The organism is Bacillus sp. JST-5 (assembly GCF_057747715.1).
In genome coordinates this window covers 1-19,224 of sequence record NZ_JBYLHW010000004.1, presented here as the reverse complement: position 1 = coordinate 19,224, position 19,224 = coordinate 1, and the positions used below count along the sequence as shown (strand labels likewise).

Annotated in this window: 17 protein-coding genes; all 17 read left to right on the top strand. The window is 36.6% G+C overall.

What is annotated here, in order from left to right; translation table 11 throughout:
• Positions 1-3 precede the first annotated feature (3 nt).
• Entirely contained in the window at positions 4-2,268 is a 2,265-nt protein-coding gene (infB, locus tag AC3ASS_RS01930) for a translation initiation factor IF-2 (protein ID WP_488281817.1), read from the top strand.
• On the top strand, positions 2,265-2,543 hold the full coding sequence (locus AC3ASS_RS01925) for a DUF503 domain-containing protein (protein ID WP_488281816.1): 279 nt from the start codon (positions 2,265-2,267) through the stop codon (positions 2,541-2,543). Before infB ends, AC3ASS_RS01925 begins: the two co-directional genes overlap by 4 nt.
• Before the next feature lie 14 nt (positions 2,544-2,557).
• Positions 2,558-2,923, top strand: coding sequence for a 30S ribosome-binding factor RbfA (gene rbfA, locus AC3ASS_RS01920; RefSeq protein WP_488281815.1), 366 nt, complete (start codon positions 2,558-2,560; stop codon positions 2,921-2,923).
• A 42-nt stretch (positions 2,924-2,965) separates the two neighbouring features.
• A complete protein-coding gene (truB, locus tag AC3ASS_RS01915) occupies positions 2,966-3,886 on the top strand; it encodes a tRNA pseudouridine(55) synthase TruB (RefSeq protein ID WP_488281814.1) in 921 nt (306 codons plus the stop codon).
• Between the two features lie 17 nt (positions 3,887-3,903).
• The gene (ribF, locus tag AC3ASS_RS01910) at positions 3,904-4,863 is read left to right on the top strand and encodes a bifunctional riboflavin kinase/FAD synthetase (protein ID WP_488281813.1); all 960 of its coding nucleotides are present in this window, start codon (positions 3,904-3,906) and stop codon (positions 4,861-4,863) included.
• Between the two features lie 218 nt (positions 4,864-5,081).
• Positions 5,082-5,351, top strand: a complete 270-nt coding sequence (rpsO, locus tag AC3ASS_RS01905; protein WP_488281812.1) for a 30S ribosomal protein S15 — start codon at positions 5,082-5,084, stop codon at positions 5,349-5,351.
• Between the two features lie 200 nt (positions 5,352-5,551).
• A complete protein-coding gene (pnp, locus tag AC3ASS_RS01900) occupies positions 5,552-7,657 on the top strand; it encodes a polyribonucleotide nucleotidyltransferase (RefSeq protein ID WP_488281811.1) in 2,106 nt (701 codons plus the stop codon).
• Between the two features lie 144 nt (positions 7,658-7,801).
• Positions 7,802-8,740 (top strand): polysaccharide deacetylase family protein, encoded by a 939-nt coding sequence (locus AC3ASS_RS01895; RefSeq protein ID WP_488281810.1) that lies wholly within the window; start codon positions 7,802-7,804, stop codon positions 8,738-8,740.
• Between the two features lie 32 nt (positions 8,741-8,772).
• Complete coding sequence (locus AC3ASS_RS01890) at positions 8,773-10,008, top strand: M16 family metallopeptidase (RefSeq protein WP_488281809.1); 1,236 nt, start codon at positions 8,773-8,775, stop codon at positions 10,006-10,008.
• A 155-nt stretch (positions 10,009-10,163) separates the two neighbouring features.
• On the top strand, positions 10,164-10,415 hold the full coding sequence (locus AC3ASS_RS01885) for a YlmC/YmxH family sporulation protein (protein ID WP_488281808.1): 252 nt from the start codon (positions 10,164-10,166) through the stop codon (positions 10,413-10,415).
• Positions 10,416-10,560: 145 nt separating this feature from the next.
• Complete coding sequence (dpaA, locus tag AC3ASS_RS01880; RefSeq protein ID WP_488281807.1) at positions 10,561-11,463, top strand: dipicolinic acid synthetase subunit A; 903 nt, start codon at positions 10,561-10,563, stop codon at positions 11,461-11,463.
• Positions 11,460-12,056, top strand: a complete 597-nt coding sequence (dpaB, locus tag AC3ASS_RS01875) for a dipicolinate synthase subunit B (protein ID WP_488281806.1) — start codon at positions 11,460-11,462, stop codon at positions 12,054-12,056. The genes dpaA and dpaB overlap by 4 nt, the downstream gene beginning before the upstream one ends.
• A gap of 228 nt (positions 12,057-12,284) precedes the next feature.
• Positions 12,285-13,331: an aspartate-semialdehyde dehydrogenase gene (asd, locus tag AC3ASS_RS01870; protein WP_488281805.1), complete on the top strand. Its 1,047-nt coding sequence runs from the start codon at positions 12,285-12,287 to the stop codon at positions 13,329-13,331.
• Positions 13,332-13,373: 42 nt separating this feature from the next.
• Positions 13,374-14,612 (top strand): aspartate kinase, encoded by a 1,239-nt coding sequence (gene dapG / locus AC3ASS_RS01865; protein ID WP_488281804.1) that lies wholly within the window; start codon positions 13,374-13,376, stop codon positions 14,610-14,612.
• A gap of 116 nt (positions 14,613-14,728) precedes the next feature.
• Positions 14,729-15,604 carry a 4-hydroxy-tetrahydrodipicolinate synthase gene (dapA, locus tag AC3ASS_RS01860; protein ID WP_488281803.1) on the top strand — a complete coding sequence of 292 codons (876 nt, stop codon included), beginning with the start codon at positions 14,729-14,731 and terminating at the stop codon, positions 15,602-15,604.
• Positions 15,605-15,915: 311 nt separating this feature from the next.
• On the top strand, positions 15,916-17,577 hold the full coding sequence (locus AC3ASS_RS01855; protein WP_488281802.1) for a ribonuclease J: 1,662 nt from the start codon (positions 15,916-15,918) through the stop codon (positions 17,575-17,577).
• A 303-nt stretch (positions 17,578-17,880) separates the two neighbouring features.
• Positions 17,881-19,224 (top strand): IS1182 family transposase (locus AC3ASS_RS01850; RefSeq protein WP_488281801.1); only part of this gene is annotated, 1,344 nt, incomplete at its 3' end.

The following is a 19,224-nucleotide window of genomic DNA, read 5'->3' as shown; positions in this document are numbered from 1 at the left end:
ACTATGGCAAAAATGCGTGTCTATGAATATGCAAAAAAATATAATATGTCAAGTAAAGAAGTCATTCAAATGATGAAAGAATTAAATATGGAAGTATCCAACCATATGACAACTATCGATGATGAAAATATTAAGAAATTAAACGAAGCTTTTGGTAAGAACAATCAACCAAAACAAAACGATCAAAAGCCTGCGAACACTGGAACGAAACATGTGAATAAAATTGATGAAAAAAATCAAAAACCACATAATAAACCAAAAGGAAAACAGCCAATGAATCATAAAACAGAAGACGATCCTTATGAAGTTTATGAACGTAAAGTGAAAGGACCGGAAAAAATAAAACCTGCTCCAAGTAAAGGGGAAGTAAAGAAAAATACGGACGTAAAAGCAAAAGAATCAAAAGTATTCAATAAGCCAAAAAATAAAAACAAAAATAAAAACAAACAAAACGATCGCCATCAAGGTAAACATCAACCTGTTCAAGAACAAGAAAAGAAAAAAGAAAAAGAATTACCGTCAAAAATTACTTTTACTGACTCCTTAACGGTTGCTGAACTAGCGAAAAAATTACACCGTGAGCCATCAGAAATTATTAAAAAATTATTTATGCTTGGAGTAATGGCAACGATTAACCAAGAATTAGATAAAGATGCGATTGAATTAATCGCAAGTGAATACGGAGTCGAAGTAGAAGAGAAAATAGAAGTTGACGCAACAGATTTAGAAGTTTACATGACAGAAGATAAAGAAGAAGATTTAGAAGAGCGTCCGCCTGTCGTTACTATTATGGGTCACGTAGACCACGGGAAAACAACTTTATTAGACTCAATTCGTAATTCTAAAGTAACAGCTGGGGAAGCTGGCGGTATTACACAACATATCGGAGCTTATCAAGTCGTTGTTAATAAAAAGAAAATTACATTCTTAGATACACCAGGACACGCTGCATTTACAACAATGCGTGCAAGAGGTGCTCAAGTGACGGATATTACCGTTCTAGTTGTAGCTGCTGATGATGGTGTCATGCCACAAACCATTGAAGCAATTAACCATGCAAAAGCAGCCAATGTTCCAATTATTGTTGCTGTCAACAAAATGGATAAACCGACCGCAAACCCTGATCGTGTCATGCAAGAATTAACTGAACATGGACTCGTTCCAGAAGATTGGGGTGGAGATACAATCTTCGTTCCGATCTCCGCTTTAAAAGGAGAAGGTATTGATAACTTATTAGAAATGATTCTCCTTGTTAGTGAAATGGAAGAGTTAAAAGCAAATCCAAATCGTAAAGCATATGGTACGGTGATTGAAGCGCAATTAGATAAAGGTAGAGGTCCTGTAGCAACATTACTTGTCCAAAATGGAACATTACACGTAGGAGATCCGATTGTTGTAGGTAATACTTTTGGTCGTGTTCGTGCAATGGTTAACGATATGGGTCGCAGAGTAAAAGAAGCTGGACCTTCATCACCTGTTGAAATAACAGGATTAAATGAAGTGCCTCAAGCTGGAGATCGTTTTGTTGTATTTAATGATGAAAAAACTGCTCGTCAAATTGGGGAAGCAAGAGCTCAACAAGCGATACAAGCACAACGCAGCGAAACTGCACGTGTAAGTCTTGATACATTATTTGAACAAATGAAACAAGGAGAAGTAAAAGAACTTAATGTCATTGTTAAAGCAGACGTACAAGGTTCTGTTGAAGCTGTTTCTGCTGCTTTACAAAAAATTGATGTTGAAGGTGTAAAAGTAAAAATTATTCATACGGGTGTAGGTGCTATCACTGAATCTGATATTTTATTAGCGACTGCATCCAACGCAATTGTTGTCGGATTTAATGTTCGTCCGGATGCCAATGCAAAACGTGTCGCTGAAAGTGAAAAAGTTGACATTCGTCTTCATAGAATTATTTATAAAGTAATCGAGGAAATGGAAGCTGCGATGAAAGGGATGCTTGATCCAGAGTTTGAAGAGAAAACAATTGGTCAAGCTGAAGTCCGTCAAACATTTAAAGTTTCTCGAATTGGAACAATTGCAGGTTGCTATGTAACTGACGGAAAAATCACACGCGATAGCGGCGTTCGTCTCATTCGCGATGGCATTGTCATTTTTGAAGGCGAAATCGATACGTTAAAACGATTCAAAGACGACGTGAAAGAAGTTAACCAAGGTTACGAATGTGGAATCACCATTAAAAACTTTAATGATGTCAAAGAAGGAGACATTATTGAAGCATATGTAATGGAGGAAGTTGAACGAAAATGATCGGATTAGCCGAAGTTGAGTGCATGATCTACGACGCTCAATCATTAAAGGATAAACGAGCGGTCTTACAGCGAATTTTAACGAGATTAAAACAAAATTTTAATGTATCGGTTGCTGAAATGGAACATCAAGATGTATGGCAACGTACGAAAATCTCCATTGTAACGGTAGCTTCATCAAAAGTGGCAGCCGAACGTGAACTAAATCATGCACTCCGGCTAATTGATTCTTTTCCAGAAATTGAACGAACGATTACAGAAATCGAGTGGCTATAAATGAGGTGTTAATCATGAGCCTAAGAGCGAATCGTGTTGGCGAACAAATTAAAAAAGAATTAACAGATATTATTGGCCGAAAAATTAAAGATCCTCGAATTGGCTTTGTTACAGTAACAGATGTAGAGGTTACGGGTGATCTTCAACAAGCGAAAGTATATATTTCAATCCTTGGAGATGAAACGCAAAAAGAGAATACATTAAAAGGATTGTCTAAAGCGAAAGGCTTTATTCGTTCTGAAATCGGCCAACGAATTCGATTAAGAAAAACACCTGAAATCATTTTTGAAATTGATCAATCGATTGATTATGGAAATCGGATTGAAACGCTCATTCACGAAATCCGTCAATCGGAACAAAAAGATGAGGACAATAATTAAAAAAGATAGACAATGGTCTATCTTTTTTTATGGAGGTTTCATATGGATGGAATATTACCATTATGGAAGGAAAAAGGATATACTTCACATGATTGCGTCGCGATTGTTCGAAAACTGCTAAAAACGAAAAAAGTCGGACATACAGGCACGTTAGACCCAAATGTAACAGGAGTTTTGCCATTATGTATTGGACATGCGACAAAAATAGCTCAATTTATGACGGACGCCGGAAAAGCTTACATAGCTGATATTACACTTGGTGTTTCTACAACAACGGAAGATGCAGACGGAGAAGTGGTCGAACAAAAACGTGTTATTGAGCCGATTCCTTCCAATAAAATTCTTGAAGCATTAAAAAGTCATTCAGGGAAAATCAAGCAAATTCCACCTATGTTCTCAGCTGTGAAAGTAAGAGGAAAAAAACTTTATGAATACGCCCGACAAGGAATAGAAGTAGAACGTCCAGTTAGAGAAGTGACGATTGATGAAATCACTCTCCTTGATGCAAATGTACATTTTGACGAGGAAACCTTTACGTTTAGAATTTATGTTAAATGTAGTAAAGGTACGTATATTCGCACATTAGCCGTAACAATTGGTGAAATGTTAGGTTATCCGGCGCATATGTCGAATCTAGTGCGGGTGAGTAGCGGTGGTATTGAAAAAGAACAATGTGTCACATTAGAAGAGATAAAAGAAGCCGTAGAGAAAGGCACGATTGGAAACGTTATTTTACCATTAGAATTTGGCCTTTTACAATTGCCGAAATTCGTAATTAATGATACATTAGCAAAGAAAGTATTAAATGGGGCTGTTCTACCGATTTCTCATTTCACGGAATCGTTGGAAGACGGACCAATAGTCATCATGAACGAACATGAAAAAGCATTAGCCATTTATCAGAAACATCCTACAAAACAACATTTGATGAAGCCGATAAAAGTTTTATCAATGAATGAATGAAAAAGGTGAGTACAACAGTGGAAGTCATTCGCATTACCCATCCATTTAATCAATTTGAAAATCACCAACATCCGAAAGTTATGGCTTTAGGATTTTTTGACGGGCTACACCTCGGTCATCAAAAAGTGATTCAAACGGCCATTCAAAAAGCAAAACAATTACAAATAAAAAGTGCTGTAATGACCTTTGACCCTCATCCAAGAGTCGTTTTAGGATTAAGTGATAAACCGATGAAATGTATCACTCCATTGGAAGAAAAAATTCGCCTAATGGAAGAGTTAGGTGTTGATTACTTATATATTGTCAACTTCGATCGCTCTTTTGCTAGTCTATTACCTGAAGATTTTATTGAACAATATATTATATCCTTCAATGTAAAACATGTCGTAGCTGGATTTGATTATACCTATGGCAAATTTGGAAAAGGAAATATGGAAACGATGATAGTCCATGCAAAAGGAAGATTTGAAGTCACCGTTGTCGAAAAATTAACTTCCGCTGGAGTCAAGGTCAGTTCATCACATATTCGTCATTTATTAGAAGAAGGACAAACCGATGAGGTTCCTCAATTTCTTGGTAGACATTATGTGACAAAAGGAACGGTCATTCACGGGGATAAACGAGGTCGAACAATTGGTTTTCCAACAGCGAATATACAAATGGAAGAGGATTATTTTCTACCGAAGAAAGGTGTTTATTCCGTCCGTATAAAAGTGAAAAACCAATGGCATTTTGGTGTTTGTAACATTGGGTATAAACCAACGTTTCATTCCGATAACTTTGTTTTATCTGTTGAAGTTCATATTTTAGACTTTAATGATGAAATTTATAATGAACCAGTGGTCGTTGAATGGCATGGTAGAATAAGAGATGAAAAGAAGTTTTCTGGAATAGATGAATTAAAAGCGCAATTAACTCGTGATGCCAAAGAAGCTAGTCTATATTTTTCAAAATTTACTGCACCAATAAGTGAATAAACTTCTTTAATTGAATAAGTATATGGAAAAATATTTATGTTCAAAATGTAGATATAGTAGATATTCTTGAAAACTTCACGAATCAATGTAGAAAGTTACTTGCTTTTTTCTATAAAAAATAGTATTCTAAATAACGTACTATGAACCATTGCTTGGCAAGTCGAGTCACCGACGCTTGCTCAGTAATTGGGGATATAAATGTTAGGAGGTGAAATAGGATGGCTTTAACACAAGAGCGCAAAAACGAAATCATCAATGAATTCAAAACTCATGAAAATGATACTGGTTCACCAGAAGTTCAAATTGCTATCCTAACGGAACAAATTAACAATTTGAATGAACATTTACGTGTTCACAAAAAAGACCACCATTCACGCCGTGGGCTAATGAAAATGGTTGGTAAACGCCGTAACCTATTAACTTACTTGCGTAACACTGATGTACAACGTTACCGTGAGTTAATTAACAGACTTGGTTTACGTCGATAGTTGATTAAAAGCGGGGATCATTCCCGCTTTTTTATTAGAAAAAATAAAATAAAAAAAGATTGGAAATATTCGAAAAATAATTTTTATTCATATTCATACCAAAAAATTACGTTATGACTTTATGTGGTTTGATTACAATACATAATAATCATAAGAAATGAAATTGAAGTTCGTTAATTTTTTAAGAGAGGAGTCCATTTATGGAGCAAGACAAACATATATTTTCCATAGATTGGGCTGGCCGTAAATTGACCGTTGAAATTGGCCAGCTGGCAAAACAAGCCAACGGGGCAGTACTAGTTCGTTATGGAGAAACTGTTGTTTTATGTACGGCTACTGCTTCAAAAGATGCAAAAAGCGTTGACTTTTTCCCGTTAACGGTTAATTATGAGGAACGTTTATATGCAGTTGGGAAAATCCCGGGCGGCTTTATAAAAAGGGAAGGACGTCCAAGTGAAAAAGCGATTTTAGCCAGCCGTTTAATTGACCGGCCGATACGTCCATTATTTGCAGAAGGTTTTCGCAACGAAGTTCAAGTAGTTAGTACCGTAATGAGTGTTGATCAAGATTGTTCATCTGAAATGGCAGCGATGTTCGGTTCTTCACTTGCTCTCACCGTTTCTGACATTCCGTTTGAGGGTCCCATTGCTGGAGTCATTGTTGGAAGAGTAGATGGAGAATTTATCATTAATCCAACCGTTGAACAAATGGAAAAAAGTGAGATGAACTTAACAGTTGCCGGTACAAAAGATGCCATCAATATGGTTGAAGCTGGTGCTAACGAAGTTCCAGAAGAAGTAATGTTAGAAGGCATCATGTTCGGTCATGAAGAAATCAAACGACTCATTGCGTTCCAAGAAGAAATTCGTGAAAAAATTGGGAAAGAAAAAATGGAAGTTGTTTTATTTGAGCTTGATCCTGAATTGGAAAAAGAAATTCGTGAGAAATGTGAAACTCAATTAAAAGAAGCCATTCAAGTTCAAGAAAAACATGCCCGTGAAGATGCCATTGAAGCGGTGAAAAATGAGGTAATCGCTCAATACGAAGAACAAGAAGCGGACGAAGAAACGATTAAACAAGTAAAGAAAATTTTGGACAAGCTTGTTAAAGAAGAAGTTCGTCGCCTCATTACCGTTGAAAAAATTCGTCCAGATGGCCGTAAAGTTGATGAAATTCGACCATTATCATCAGAAGTTGGCATTTTACCTAGAACACATGGTTCAGGCTTATTTACACGTGGTCAAACACAAGCATTAAGTATTTGTACACTAGGTGCTTTAGGAGACGTTCAAATTTTAGATGGTCTTGGCATTGAAGAAGAAAAACGTTTTATGCATCATTACAACTTCCCGCCATTCTCTGTAGGAGAAACAGGCCCAATGAGAGGTCCGGGAAGAAGAGAAATTGGACATGGTGCGTTAGGTGAACGTGCTCTTGAACCAGTTATTCCAGATGAAAAAGACTTCCCATATACGATTCGCTTAGTTTCTGAAGTATTGGAATCAAATGGATCGACATCACAAGCGAGTATTTGTGCAAGTACATTAGCGATGATGGATGCGGGTGTACCGATTAAAGCTCCTGTCGCAGGTATTGCAATGGGATTAGTTAAATCTGATGAACACTACACCATTCTTACAGATATTCAAGGTATGGAAGATTTTCTCGGAGATATGGACTTTAAAGTTGCAGGTACAGCCAAAGGTGTAACTGCTCTTCAAATGGATATTAAAATTAAAGGATTATCTAGAGAAATATTAGAAGAAGCATTACAACAGGCGAAAAAAGGCCGCATGCAAATATTAGAGCATATGTTATCAACAATATCTGAAACAAGAAAAGAACTATCTCCACACGCTCCGAAAATTTTAACAATGGAAATTAATCCTGAGAAAATCGGAGATGTCATTGGACCAAGCGGAAAAACGGTGAAGAAAATCATCGAAGCAACTGGAGTTAAAATTGATATTGAGCAAGACGGTACGATTTATATTTCTTCGATCGATGCAGAAATGAATCAAAAAGCGAAGAAAATGATTGAAGATATTACTCGTGAAATCGAAGTTGGCCAAATTTATTTAGGAAAAGTAAAACGAATTGAAAAATTTGGTGCTTTTGTCGAAATCTTTAGTGGTAAAGATGGACTCGTTCACATTTCCGAATTGGCAGAGGAAAGAGTAGGAAAAGTAGAAGACGTGGTTAAAATCGGAGATGAAATTTTAGTTAAAGTCACTGATATTGATAAACAAGGTCGCGTCAATTTATCAAGAAAAGCGGTTTTAAAAGAGCAAAAGAAAGATCAATAATGAATGAGCGAAGTCAGGGAAAAACCTGACTTTTTAATTTCCCCTAATTCATAGATTTGGAAGCAATGAGCAAACTAATGTTAAATGAAGAGTACATTCTAGCAAGTCCAAATTAATCATACTATAATATTAGGGGGAATAATGATGAATGGTCGAAAGATTTTCCGAACCTTGATCGTCCTTGTCACATTTTGTTTCATACATACTTTTTCAACATCTAATGTAAATGCGAAAGATCAACTTTATTTAGAAATAGAAAAACGTGCAAAAGATTATGAAATTCAACCTTCGGATGCTAAAATTGATAAAGTATGGAAAGCAATTCCCGGATATAACGGGTTAACAGTGGATGTTCGTGCATCTTATGAAAAGATGAAAAAAGACGGGAAATTTGACGAAAAAAAACTTGTATATAAACAAGTATCCCCAAACGTTCATTTAAAAGATTTACCACCATCCCCTATTTACAAAGGTCATCCAGAAAAACCGATGGTGGCGTTATTAGTCAATGTGGCATGGGGAAATGAATATTTGTCAGATATGTTGGCAACATTGAAAAAACATAAAGTTTATGCAACTTTCTTTCTAGAAGGACGATGGGTGAAAGAAAACTCGGAATTAGCAAAAATGATAGCAACCGGTGGACATGAAATCGGAAACCATTCTTATTCTCACCCTGATATGAAGACATTACCGACGAACAAAGTACGGGAGGAATTGGAAAAAACAAACGCTGTGATTAAAGCAACAATCGGAAAAGATGTTCAATGGTTTGCCCCACCGAGTGGCAGTTTTCGAAATGAAGTGGTAAAAATCGCTCACGATTTGAATATGAGAACGATTATGTGGAGCGTCGATACGATTGATTGGCAAAATCCAGCACCGCACGTACTTATTCAACGCGTTTTGAACAAAGTTCATCCTGGTGCAATGATATTAATGCACCCAACGGAAGCTAGTGCAAAATCTTTAGAAACATTAATCATCGAAACTCGGAAAAAAGGCTTACACTTCGGAAAAGTGAGCGATTTAATGGATGAAAGACGAATTATTACGAATATACATGATAAAAAAGATGGATAGAGCGTTTTTTTGAAAAATGGAGGAGAGCAACATTGATAAAAAGATACACATGTCAAAACGGAGTAAGAATCGTACTCGAGCAAATTCCAACCGTACGATCTGTTGCTATTGGGGTTTGGATTGGTACAGGATCAAGAAATGAAACACCTGCAAATAATGGAATCTCACATTTTTTAGAACATATGTTTTTTAAAGGAACAACGACAAGGACTGCAAAAGAAATTGCGGAATCATTTGATAGCATCGGTGGGCAAGTCAATGCCTTTACATCAAAAGAATATACTTGCTATTATGCAAAAGTATTAGATAATCATGCTTCCTATGCATTAGAGATTTTATCCGATATGTTTTTCCATTCAACGTTTGATGAAACAGAATTGAAAAAAGAAAAAAATGTTGTTTTTGAAGAAATAAAAATGTATGAAGATACTCCGGATGATATCGTTCACGATTTATTAAGTCAAGCCGTCTATGAAAATCATCCGTTAGGCTATCCAATTTTAGGAACGGAACAAACGTTAGAAACCTTTTCAAAAGATACGTTAAAACAATATATGCATGATTATTATACTCCTGATAAAGTAGTTATTTCTATTGCTGGCAATGTCGATGAATCTATCATAAAAGAAGTGGAAAAACTCTTTGGTCACTATGAAGGTGGAAAAAAAGCGAAAGAATCATTGCAGCCTACTTTTCATACGAATCGTTATGCAAAGAAAAAAGATACAGAACAAGCGCATTTATGCATAGGATTCCAAGGATTAAACATTGGTCACGATGAAATTTATTCTTTAATTGTTTTAAATAATATTTTAGGTGGAAGTATGAGTTCCCGCTTATTCCAAGAAGTAAGAGAACAGCGAGGACTTGCGTATTCGGTCTTTTCTTACCATTCTTCTTACGAGGACAGTGGTATGGTCACCATTTATGGTGGTACAGGTGCGAACCAACTGGACTTATTATTTGAAACTATCCAAGAAACGCTATATAAATTAAAACAAGACGGGATTACAGAAAAAGAATTAAACAACAGTAAAGAACAATTAAAAGGAAATTTAATGCTAAGCTTAGAAAGTACAAATAGCCGAATGAGTAGAAATGGGAAAAATGAGCTGTTGTTAGGTATGCATCGTTCCATGGATGAAATGATTGAACTAATCGACCAAGTCACAATGGAAAATATTCATCAACTAGCCAATACGATTTTTACTGACAAATATTCTATAGCGTTAGTTAGTCCAGACGGAAAAATTCCTAATCACTGGTAATAAAATAAAATCATCATTTTCATTATTGGAAATGATGATTTTTTCTTTTTGTTACAACATTTTGGAATAAATCAATAGAAATTTCTCTCTTTTTTCAATTCTAATTCAGAAGGAAAACGATACATTAGTATTAGATGAAACAAGGAGTGATAGGTATGCGGTTAAGTGAATTAAGTGGAAAAGAAATCGTCAATGTGAAAAAAGCTGAACGTCTCGGAATACTAGGAAATACCGATTTAGAAATCAATGAAAAAACTGGCCAAATTCAAGCATTAATAATTCCAACAGGTGGGAAATGGTTTAAACGCAAATACGGTGGGGAAATTCGTGTTCCATGGAAACATATTAAAAAAATAGGAACGGATATGATCATTCTTGATATCGACGATCCTACCGAAGATGAGTAATAATTTCTATGCCTCTCAAAAGGTTGATTTGAGGGGCATTTTTTTATTTTGGGCGATTTTCACCATCTATGACATCTGCACATATGATGAAGAGGAAATGAAGTTCATTTTGAAGGATTCTTCAAAAAGAAAGGTGAAATTGTTCATGCTTACAGGTTTGCAAGTCGCATTACTTGGCGGGGATGCAAGGCAATTAGAAATTATTAAAAGGCTAATTGAACTGGATGCAAGAGTATCATTAATAGGTTTTGAGCAGTTAGATCACTCGTTTCCCGGTGCGATTAAAGAAAAATTAGATGAACTCGAATATGAGTCAATCGATGCAATCCTTTTACCTGTCTCAGGGACGAGTAAAGATGGGGAAGTTGAAACGATTTTTTCAAACGAAAAAGTGATTTTAACCGAAGATATATTAAAGAAAACTCCGCCACATTGTACCGTATATTCTGGAATTAGTAATGAATATTTAGATGGGATTACCAACAGAGCCAATCGAAAACTTGTGAAATTATTCGAACGGGACGATGTTGCGATCTATAATTCCATCCCTACGGTCGAAGGAACGATCATGATGGTGATCCAACATACAGATTTTACAATTCACGGTTCTAAAACGGCTGTTCTTGGATTTGGAAGAGTCGGGATGAGTGTCGCAAGAATCTTCTCTGCATTAGGAGCAAAAGTAAAAGTTGGCGCAAGAAGAAGCGAGCATATCGCTCGAATTACTGAAATGGGTTTACAACCATTTCACATTAAAGACTTACAAAATGAAGTTCAAGATATTGATATTGTTATCAATACAATTCCTCATAAAGTAGTTACAGCTGCAGTCATTTCAAAAATGCCATCCCATACACTAATCATTGATTTGGCATCCAAACCAGGTGGAACTGACTTCCGTTATGCAGAAAAACGGGGAATAAAAGCACTTTTAGCACTTGGATTGCCAGGAATCGTTGCCCCTAAAACAGCCGGTCAAATATTAGCGACGGTTTTATCCCAGCTGTTAGAAGAAGATTTATTACAGAGAAAGGGGAAATCCTCATGACATTAAAAGGGAAACGTTTAGGGTTCGGAATAACAGGTTCTCATTGTACGTATGATGAAGTTGTTCCGCAAATACAAAAGTTAATCGATACAGGTGCAGAAGTTGTTCCGATTGTCACGTTTACAGTAAAAAATACAGACACAAGATTTGGAAAAGGCGTTGATTGGATTGAAAAAGTAGAAGAACTCACCGGTAGAAAAGTGATTGATTCCATCGTAGAAGCGGAACCGTTAGGACCAAAATATCCGTTAGATTGCATGATCATTGCTCCACTGACAGGTAATTCTATGAGCAAGTTAGCCAATGCCATCACAGACAGCCCAGTTCTAATGGCTGCAAAAGCAACGATGAGAAACCAAAGACCAATCGTGTTGGGGATATCTACTAATGATGCCTTAGGGTTAAATGGTCAAAATTTAATGAGATTAATAGCGGCGAAAAATTTATATTTTATTCCATTTGGGCAAGACGATCCTTTTAATAAACCAAATTCAATGGTTAGTGACATGGATCTTCTTGTAGACACGGTGAAAGCGGCCTTAGAAGGAAAACAACTTCAACCAATGATTATAGAACGATATAAAAAATCATGAAACTTACGCGGAATAGGGTCCCTATTCCGTTTCATCTTTTATAGAGAAAAATGTAAGGCAAATACCCTTCTCAATCAATATCTTCCTACATATGATAAAAGGAATGGTTAATTAATAATGTAAGAATTTCATTAAATAATTCCATTTCAACTATCATGGAATATGGTAAAATAATTATATTTAGATCAATGGTTGAAATTTTTTGGTCACTTGGGAAGGAGAATGAAAATGGCTGTTACAGGCTTTAATGTAGCCATTGTCGGTGCTACCGGAGCAGTTGGCGAACAATTAATTCAAATGTTAGAGAAAAGAAATTTTCCAATCCATACATTAACATTACTATCTTCAGCAAGATCAAAAGGAAAAACATTAACATTTAAAGGTCAAGAAATTGTTGTACAAGAAGCAACTCCTGATAGTTTTGAAGGAATAGATATTGCATTTTTCTCTGCAGGAGGAAGTGTTTCAAAGGTTTTATGTCCTGAGGCTGTCAAAAGAGGAGCCATTTGTATAGATAATACAAGCGCTTTTCGAATGGATCCAAATGTTCCATTAGTAGTTCCAGAAGTAAATGAAAATGATTTATACGACCATCAAGGAATTATTGCCAATCCAAATTGTTCTACGATTCAAATGGTTGTTGCACTTGAACCTATCCGTAAAGCGTTTGGTTTATCGAAAGTTATTGTCTCTACTTACCAAGCCGTATCTGGTTCAGGAGCGTCCGCAGTCTCCGAATTGTACGATCAGACGAAAGCTGTTTTAAACGGAGAACCGTATGAACCGAAAATTTTGCCTGTAAAAGGAGATAAAAAGAAATTTCCTATTGCCTTTAACGCGATTCCACAAATAGACGTTTTCCAAGAGAACGGTTTTACGTTTGAAGAAGTGAAAATGATGAACGAAACGAAAAAAATTATGCATATGCCTCAGTTAAAAGTGGCAGCTACATGTGTGCGTTTGCCAATCGGAACCGGACATTCTGAATCTGTATATTTTGAGATTGAAAAAACAGGTGTATCCATTGAAGATATTTTTGCTGTTCTTAGGGAAGCACCAGGAGTTGTAGTAGAAGATGATATGACAAATCAAGTCTACCCGATGCCAATCAATTGTGTTGGAAAAGAGGAAGTTTTCGTAGGAAGAGTAAGAAAAGACTTGGATGAAGATAACGGGTTCCATATGTGGGTAGTTGCAGACAATCTATTAAAAGGAGCTGCCTTAAACTCCATACAAATTGCAGAAAGCATGATTAAACTTGGATTAGTAAAATAAAATTATCAAATTATTGGTGGTGCGGAAGGTAGAGGTGTACAAATGAAAATAGTCATCCAAAAATTTGGAGGTACGTCTGTAAAAGACAAAAATAGCCGAAAACATGCACTTAGACATGTGCTAAAGGCGATAGAAGATGGATATAAACCAGTAATCGTCGTATCCGCAATGGGAAGAAAAGGAGATCCATATGCAACGGATACATTGCTTTCATTAGTAAACGGCGATCAAACAAAAATTTCGAAACGAGAAATTGACTTATTATTATCGTGCGGTGAAATTATTTCTTCAGTCGTTTTCACGCAAATGTTATTAGAAAATGGAATCAATGCCACTGCTCTTACTGGAGCACAAGCAGGATTTCGAACGAACAGCGATCATACAAATGCGAAAATCGTTGAAATGAAATGTGATCGACTATTAAGAGAGTTAAAACATCATGATGCAGTTGTTGTTGCTGGATTCCAAGGACAATCAAAAATCGGAGATGTAACGACAATTGGAAGAGGTGGAAGTGATACAACGGCAGCTGCATTAGGTGTGGCACTTCAAGCAGAATGGATTGATATTTTTACCGATGTTGAAGGAGTTATGACAGCTGATCCTCGTATTACTGATAAGGCTCGACCTTTATCAGTAGTAACGTATAATGAAATATGTAATATGGCATATCAAGGAGCGAAAGTGGTTCATCCTCGTGCCGTTGAAATTGCTATGCAATCGAAAGTACCTATTCGGGTAAGATCAACGTACTCAGATTCTTTAGGTACACTTGTGACAACCCTTCATCGTGATGGAAAGACTAGTGAAATTGTTGACCGATTAGTAACGGGCATTGCCCACGTTTCAAATGTGACACAAATAAAAGTATTTGCAAAGAAAAATCAATATGATTTGCAAGTTCAAGTGTTTAAAGCAATGGCCAATGAACAAATTTCTGTTGATTTTATCAATATTTCACCAAATGATGTTGTCTACACCGTTTCGAATCAAATGGCAGACAAAGCGGAAGAGATATTAAGATCACTCGGATACGATCCGATCATTGAAAGGGATTGTGCCAAAGTATCGGTTGTCGGGGCTGGAATTACTGGTGTCCCTGGTGTAGCTTCAAAGATTGTTACAGCCTTATCAGAACAAGGAGTAAGAATTTTACAATCTGCAGATAGTTATACAACTATTTGGGTGTTAGTCAAGGAAAAAGATTTAGTTAAAGCGGTAAATGCCTTACACGATGCATTTGAGCTTGATAAAGTGGCAGAGAAAACGTTAATCGAATAATTTTTAGCCCCCATTTTGGGGTGCTACATATATGATTATGATTGAAGGAATTAACTTGTTGGGCGTTGAACACATATGTTATAGGAAAATGAATGATTTTTAGGAGGCGAGGTTGAATGGCTTTATTCGGACGTATATCAACCGCAATGGTCACTCCGTTTGATCATAAAGGAAATATAGATTTTCAGAAAACGACGCAATTAGTTGAATATTTAATCCAAAATGGAACGGATTCTCTAGTCGTAGCAGGTACAACAGGAGAATCCCCAACTTTAACAACGGAAGAAAAATTGGCTTTATTTCGCCATGTGGTAAAAGTGGTGAATAAGCGAATACCAGTCATTGCTGGAACAGGCTCCAATAATACTAAAGCATCGATTGAACTTACAAAGAAAGCGGAAGAAATTGGTGTAGACGCTATTATGTTAGTAGCCCCATACTACAATAAACCAAATCAAGAAGGAATGTACCAACATTTTAAAGCAATTGCTGAAAGTACATCCCTTCCTGTCATGCTTTATAATATACCAGGGCGAGCAGTTGCTAATATTCAACCAGAAACCATTATCAAATTATCTCAAATTCCTAACATAAAGGCTGTCAAAGAAGCAAGCGGAAACTTAAATGCGATGACTGAAATCATTGCCAATACTCCGGAAGATTTTGAACTTTATAGCGGGGATGATGGATTAACATTACCAATATTAGCGATTGGAGGAGTTGGTGTCGTTTCCGTTGCATCCCATATTATTGGGAATGAGATGCAAACGATGGTTCAAGCGTTTTTCAATGGAGATTATCAACAAGCAGCAAAACTTCATCAAAAACTTCTTCCGATTATGGAAGGATTGTTTGCTGCACCTAGTCCAGCTCCGGTGAAAACCGCCTTACAATTAAAAGGATTAAACGTTGGATCTGTTAGACTTCCGTTAGTACCATTAACCGAACAGGAAAGACTAACATTATCAAAATTGCTAGAAAGTCTGTCTTGATCCAAAATGGTTAAAAGTGACTGCACCTTAGTGTGCAGTTTTTTTATATACTCCTAAAGACTAGATTTAAAGCTATTGTTGTTTAACAAACAATAGAAAGAAATGGGGGTTCATTTAACCGTTGAAAAATTTGTAACCAAAAAGTTTGAAGAAGAGACAAATTACAGAGATACGAGTTTACAAATCCAACAAAGTGAAAAAATTGATTAAAATAATATTCTTGTGAATTAGTTGTAAAGCAACTAAACCTCAATTATAATAAATGAAATGGGACTTGAACGGATGATCTCAACATAGGAGGATTGCTTGATTTGAATAAAAATAGTCAAATTAAAATAATTGCCCTGGGCGGAGTAGGAGAAATGGGCAAAAATATGTTTTTAGTAGAAGTCGATGAAGAAATTTTTGTCATCGATGCAGGCCTCATGTTTCCGGAAGATGAAATGCTTGGAATAGATATTGTTATCCCAGATGTCTCTTACTTACTTGCCAATAAAGAAAGAGTGAAAGGGATATTTTTAACACATGGACACGAAGATCATATCGGTGCTCTCGCATACATATTAAAAGAATTGGACGTCCCTGTTTACGGAACGAAGCTAACGATTGCCTTAACGAAATTAAAAATGGCTGAACAAGACTTTAAAGGAAAAGTTGATTTCCACACCATTCATTCAAATTCAGTTTTAACCTTTTCTTCAGCAAAAGTTTCCTTTTTCAAGGTAAACCACAGTATTCCAGATTCCGTAGGTGTATGTATTCATACTTCAGAAGGTGGAATCGTTTATACAAGTGATTTTAAATTTGACCAAGCCGCTTCAAAATTATATCAATCTGATATGAGCAAGATGGCGTTGCTCGGTGAAAAAGGTGTTCTTTGTTTATTGTCAGACAGTACAGAAGCTGAAAAACCAGGTTATACGACTTCTGAAGCAATTGTTGCGCGCGAAATGGAATCGGTGTTTGAATCGGCTAATGGTCGAATTATTTATGCTTGTTATGCTTCAAATATTAACGGGGTACAACATGTATTAAATGCTGCAAAGATAACAAAACGCAAAGTTGTCATTGTTGGTCGTACATTATTAGACGTTTACCAAACTGCCAAAAAACTAGGATATTTAACGGTTCATGAAGATTTGGTCATTTCACTTAATGAATTAGAAAAGTATAAAGATCGAGAAATTGTTATTTTAATGAGTGGTGCGCAAGGAGAACCGTTAGAAGCGTTACAAAAAATGGCGAAACAAATGCACCGTCATGTAAATATTAAAAAAGGGGACAGTGTACTAATTGCTGCATCTCCACATCGCGGTGGCGAATTGTTTTTGATCAAAACGGTGGATATGCTTTATCGAGCTGGTGCGGTTGTTTTATCCAATCGTAAAACCATTCATGTTAGCGGACATGGACGACAAGAAGAATTACGGCTAATGATTAATTTAATGAAGCCGAAATTTTTCATCCCTGTGCATGGAGAATATCGAATGCTTCAAGCTCATGCTAAAATAGCGAAATCATGCGGAATAAAAGAAGAAAATATCTATATTCCAGAAAAAGGCGAAATCTTATTATTATCGAGTGAAAGTATCCAATCTGTTGGAAGAGTTCCTTCCGGAAACATATTAATCGATGGTATCGGAGTTGGAGATGTTGGAAATATTGTTTTACGTGATCGTCGATTGCTCTCACAAGACGGAATCTTTATTGTAGTTGTATCACTAGATCGAAAAGAAAAGAAGATCGTCTCAGGTCCCGAGATTATTTCAAGAGGTTTTGTTTATGTGAGAGAGTCTGAAAAATTAATGGAAGAATCAACAAAAATAGTGAGAGAAATCGTTGAAAAGAATATGACGATTGACGTTTTTGAATGGTCAGGAATTAAACAGGAAATCCGTGACCAATTACATTCATTCTTATTTGAAAAAACAAAACGAAGACCGATGATTATCCCGATCATCATGGAAATCTAGCCATAGATGTTAGGGGATAAAGAAGAGGGGGCTGTCCAAAAAGTACAGCCCCTCTTCGTCGTAAATGAAATTCGGTTGATTTCAATTCGGTGGCGGACGCTTTCCGCGGGCACGGCTTCAGCCTCCTCGACTCGCAAGCTCGTCTGCGGGGTCTTCGGCTCGTGCTGTTCCCGCAGGAGTCGCCGCCACCTTCCTTTCAATCAACTCATCTTCTCTGTGATTCGTTCAAAAAAAGAGCACAAAAAAATCGCCCTTTTTAGTAAAATGAAGTTACCACACCACATTTTAGAAAGGACGATTTTTATGAGCAATCAAATGATTACTACTGAAGATTATAACACGCAAACAACACTTCCTCTAGATGTAAATGAAGAAAAACTTCCTACGAAACGAAAACTAGCTCCTACATTCAAACCCTACGATAACCGTCAAGTTCAAGTTATTTTTGATCTTGAAGCACTTATACCCGAACATCATGTCGCACGTGTAGTGGACGAAATGGTTGAAGCTGTACCAGATGACGTCTTGTTTTCCCATTACAAAGGTGGCGGCAGAAGTTCTTACCATCCGAAAATGATGCTTAAAGTCATTCTGTATGCCTATTCCCAAAAGGTTTATTCCTGCCGTGGAATTGAAAAGCTCATTCAAGAAAACATTCCAGCCATGTGGTTGGCAGCGATGCAGCAACCAGACTTTCGCACCATTAATGAGTTCCGAGGAGAACGGATGAAAGCCTTGATGGATGAGTTATTCGAATCCATGATTTTGAAATTGATAAAAGAAAATTACATTTCGATGGAAAACTACTTTTTGGATGGTACCAAAATTGAAGCCAATGCCAATAAGTTTTCTTTCGTATGGAAAAAATCAACGTCGAAATTTGAAGCGATGTTAAGAGAGAAAATTCAAGAAACACTCCAATACATTCAGCAATTAACACAAGAAGAATCGGGAGAAGTTCAAAAGGAAATCGTAGAAAATCCAGAGATCACGGAACAAAATCTGGAGGCAATCGCAACGAAAATAGAGGAAAAGGTAGAAAGCCTAACGGAGGAGATTGAAAACGAACAAGACCCAAAGACTCGAAAGGAAAAGAGACAAGAACGCAGTCAATGGAAAAAACCTTTGAAGTTGATTCGAGAAAATTTCTTACCCCGACTGGCGAAATATAAGGAACAGAACGAAACATTCGGTGATCGGAATAGTTACTCCAAAACAGATAAAGATGCCACCTTTATGCGTATGAAAGAAGATCCCATGAAAAACGGTCAACTGAAGCCCGGATATAACGTACAAATAGGGACGGAAGACCAGTTTATTGTGTTTTACAGCATTCATCAGCGTCCTACAGACACGCGTTGTTTGATTCCGCATTTGGAGAAACTGGCGTCAACCTCTTTACCAATGCCCAAAACCATTATTGCCGATGCAGGATATGGCAGTGAAGAAAACTATGTGTATGCACTTGGCGACGAGAAAGAACCTCGATTTGATTTTCTGATTCCTTATGGAACCTATGAACAAGAACAGACACGCAAATACCAAGAAGACATCCGACACGCGAAAAACTGGACCTATCTTGAACAGGATGATTGTTTTATCTGCCCGAATGGAAGGAAAGTCTTGTTTAAAAAGTATCAAACCAAA

What these genes read in the sequence shown, in the direction of transcription:
- infB (WP_488281817.1), top strand. Translation starts at nt 4, where the DNA reads ATGGCAAAAATGCGTGTCTATGAATATGCAAAAAAATATAATATGTCA.
- AC3ASS_RS01925 (WP_488281816.1), top strand. Translation starts at nt 2,265, where the DNA reads ATGATCGGATTAGCCGAAGTTGAGTGCATGATCTACGACGCTCAATCA.
- rbfA (WP_488281815.1), top strand. Translation starts at nt 2,558, where the DNA reads ATGAGCCTAAGAGCGAATCGTGTTGGCGAACAAATTAAAAAAGAATTA.
- truB (WP_488281814.1), top strand. Translation starts at nt 2,966, where the DNA reads ATGGATGGAATATTACCATTATGGAAGGAAAAAGGATATACTTCACAT.
- rpsO (WP_488281812.1), top strand. Translation starts at nt 5,082, where the DNA reads ATGGCTTTAACACAAGAGCGCAAAAACGAAATCATCAATGAATTCAAA.
- pnp (WP_488281811.1), top strand. Translation starts at nt 5,552, where the DNA reads ATGGAGCAAGACAAACATATATTTTCCATAGATTGGGCTGGCCGTAAA.
- AC3ASS_RS01895 (WP_488281810.1), top strand. Translation starts at nt 7,802, where the DNA reads ATGAATGGTCGAAAGATTTTCCGAACCTTGATCGTCCTTGTCACATTT.
- AC3ASS_RS01885 (WP_488281808.1), top strand. Translation starts at nt 10,164, where the DNA reads ATGCGGTTAAGTGAATTAAGTGGAAAAGAAATCGTCAATGTGAAAAAA.
- dpaA (WP_488281807.1), top strand. Translation starts at nt 10,561, where the DNA reads ATGCTTACAGGTTTGCAAGTCGCATTACTTGGCGGGGATGCAAGGCAA.
- dpaB (WP_488281806.1), top strand. Translation starts at nt 11,460, where the DNA reads ATGACATTAAAAGGGAAACGTTTAGGGTTCGGAATAACAGGTTCTCAT.
- asd (WP_488281805.1), top strand. Translation starts at nt 12,285, where the DNA reads ATGGCTGTTACAGGCTTTAATGTAGCCATTGTCGGTGCTACCGGAGCA.
- dapG (WP_488281804.1), top strand. Translation starts at nt 13,374, where the DNA reads ATGAAAATAGTCATCCAAAAATTTGGAGGTACGTCTGTAAAAGACAAA.
- dapA (WP_488281803.1), top strand. Translation starts at nt 14,729, where the DNA reads ATGGCTTTATTCGGACGTATATCAACCGCAATGGTCACTCCGTTTGAT.